Below are 2592 nucleotides of genomic sequence, written 5' to 3'. Positions count from 1 at the left end.
CTGACGCCCGGGGTGGATCCGGCCAGGTCCGCCGCGATCGACTGCATCAGCGCCACCGCGCCCGCTTCGGTGACCTCGATGCGGTGATGGCCGAGCGAGGCGATGCAGGCGAGGATGGCGCCGGCCGCGCCCCGGGTCCCGGTCCGGGCGACAGCGCCGTGTCCGCGGATCGCGTCGGAGAATCGCTGGCGGATCCGGATGTCGGCCGCCACGACCGCCGCCCGGTCCTCCGGCGTGAGATACCGGATCTGCCAGCGGTACAGCGCGGCGCGGGAGCGGTGGGTCAGTGTCGCCCGGGTGACCGAGTCGACCAGGTGGTCGAGGTCATCGGAACCGGACGTGGCGGCGTCGAGTTCCCCGACGAGCGTGGCGACCGCGTCTCGGAACATCGCGTACTTGCCCGGGACGTACCGGTACAGCGCACCGGGGGTCACCGCGAGTCGATCCGCGATGTGCTCCACACGGGTCGCGTGGTATCCGCGTCGAGTGAACTCCTCGGCCGCGGCCAGCGCGATCTCCGCACGTCGGGACCCCGGTGGAGGGGCGTCCGGGAACCTCGTGGGCAGTGGTGGTGACGACGTCATGACCTCTCGGATCTCGTGAGGGCGGATCGGGGTGTGATCTTGACAACAGCGGATACAGTGGCCATAGTAAACCCGAATTCACAGATATATGTGATCGAATCCATGTGAGTGTCTCGAGTGCGTCGTCGCAGACCGGCTCGGGACGGAAGGGACAACCCACCCATGTCAGTGCCCGAGGCCTACATCTACGACGCGGTGCGCACGCCACGCGGTAAGGGCAAGTCCAGCGGTTCGCTGTACAGCGTCGCCCCGATCGACCTCGCCGTCGGCGTGCTGCGTTCGCTGGTCGAGCGCAACAGCAGTCTCGATCCCGCACAGATCGAGGACGTCGTCATGGGCATCGTCGGTCCGGTCGGTGAGCAGGGCGCGGTGTTGCCCCGCATCGCGGCCCTCGCCGCCGGACTGCCCGAGACGGTGGCCGGGGTGCAGCAGAACCGCTTCTGTGCCTCCGGGCTCGAGGCCGTGAACCTGGCCGCGCAGAAGGTCCGCGCGGGGTGGGAGGACCTCGTCGTCGCCGGTGGCGTGGAGTCGATGTCGCGGGTCCCGATGGGCTCCGACGGCGGCGCCTGGGCGCAGAACCCCCGGGTCAACTACTCCACCTCGTTCGTCCCGCAGGGGATCGGCGCGGACCTCATCGCCACGATCGAGGGCTTCTCCCGCGGGGACGTCGACGAGTTCGCCGCGCGGTCGCAGGAGCTCGCCTCCGCCGCCTGGGACGAGGGCCGCTTCGCGGGCTCGGTCATCCCGGTGGTCGACTCCGCCGGTCTGGTCGTGCTCGACCATGACGAGCACATCCGGCGGGGCACCACCGCCGACGATCTCGCGTCACTCCGGCCGTCGTTCGCGGCGCTCGGTGAGCAGGCCGGTTTCGACGCCGTGGCGCTGCAGAAGTACCACTCGGTCGAGCGCATCGACCACGTCCATCACGCCGGGAACTCCTCCGGGATCGTCGACGGTGCCACCGCGATGCTCATCGGCAACGCCGAGGCCGGCGAGCGCAACGGCCTCGCGCCGCGCGCCAGGATCGTCTCGGCCGCCGTCATCGGTTCGGAGCCCACGATCATGCTCACCGGCCCCACCCCGGCCGCCCGCAAGGCCCTCGCCAAAGCCGGCCTGACGATCGACGACATCGACCTGTTCGAGGTCAACGAGGCGTTCGCCGCCGTGCCGATGAAATTCGCCAAGGACCTCGGGGTCCCCATGGAGAAGATCAACGTCAACGGCGGCGCGATCGCCATGGGGCACCCCCTCGGCGCGACCGGCGCGATGATCCTCGGCACCGCCCTGGACGAGCTGGAACGCCGCGACGCCCGCTACGCCCTCGCGACCCTGTGCGTGGGTGCCGGCATGGGCATCGCCACCATCATCGAACGCCTGTAGACGACCCGGCCGCCAGCCTTGACAAGGACGAGAAAAACCCCAATGAGCAGCGAATTCACCAACACCATCACCTACGAGCGCGACGCCGACGGCGTCGTCGTCCTCACCATGGACGATCCGGGTCAGAGCGCCAACACCATGAACGCCGACTACCTGGCGTCCATGGAGGCGGCCGTCGACAGGCTCGCCTCCGAGGTCGACGAGATCACCGGCGTGATCCTGACCTCCGCCAAGAAGACCTTCTTCGCCGGCGGCGACCTGGCCGACATCCTGTCGATCCCCGCTGACGGGGCGGACCTGGCCGTGGCCACCGTCGAGCGGGCCAAGGCGCCACTGCGGCGACTGGAGACCCTGGGTAAGCCCGTCGTGGCCGCCATCGCGGGTGCCGCGCTCGGCGGCGGTCTCGAGATCGCGCTGGCCACCCACCACCGGATCGTGGTGGACTCGCCCGCGATCCAGCTGGGCCTACCCGAGGTGAGCCTCGGTCTGCTGCCCGGTGGCGGCGGGATCGTCCGCACCGTGCGCATGCTCGGTGTGGCCACGGCCCTGACGGAGGTGCTGCTCGAGGGCAGGCGCCTGCGTCCGGGCAGGGCCCACGAGCTCGGGCTCGTCGACGAGCTGGTGGCCG

At 70.1% G+C, this 2592-nt stretch carries 3 protein-coding genes; 2 read left to right on the top strand and 1 reads right to left on the bottom strand.

Annotation, left to right across the window (positions count from 1 at the left end; translation table 11 throughout):
• On the bottom strand, positions 1-584 hold a 584-nt coding region (locus G6018_RS11920; RefSeq protein WP_182639707.1), incomplete at its 3' end, for a TetR/AcrR family transcriptional regulator.
• A 162-nt stretch (positions 585-746) separates the two neighbouring features.
• Here G6018_RS11920 and G6018_RS11915 point away from each other — a divergent pair.
• Together G6018_RS11915 and G6018_RS11910 are read left to right on the top strand one after the other, a co-directional pair.
• Positions 747-1964 carry an acetyl-CoA C-acetyltransferase gene (locus G6018_RS11915; protein WP_095718890.1) on the top strand — a complete coding sequence of 406 codons (1218 nt, stop codon included), beginning with the start codon at positions 747-749 and terminating at the stop codon, positions 1962-1964.
• 42 nt (positions 1965-2006) lie between these two features.
• Positions 2007-2592, top strand: a 586-nt coding sequence (locus G6018_RS11910) for an enoyl-CoA hydratase-related protein (protein WP_182610094.1), incomplete at its 3' end; no start/stop codon positions are given.

Origin of the sequence: Dietzia sp. DQ11-44, from assembly GCF_014145205.1 — a bacterium.
Taxonomy (GTDB): domain Bacteria; phylum Actinomycetota; class Actinomycetes; order Mycobacteriales; family Mycobacteriaceae; genus Dietzia; species Dietzia natronolimnaea.
The sequence above is the reverse complement of the archived record's forward strand: the minus strand, read 5'-3'. Positions and strand labels throughout refer to the sequence as shown.

Bases quoted from the DNA above. Each gene is read 5' to 3' on its own strand.
- G6018_RS11915 (WP_095718890.1), top strand. From the start codon at position 747: ATGTCAGTGCCCGAGGCCTACATCTACGACGCGGTGCGCACGCCACGC.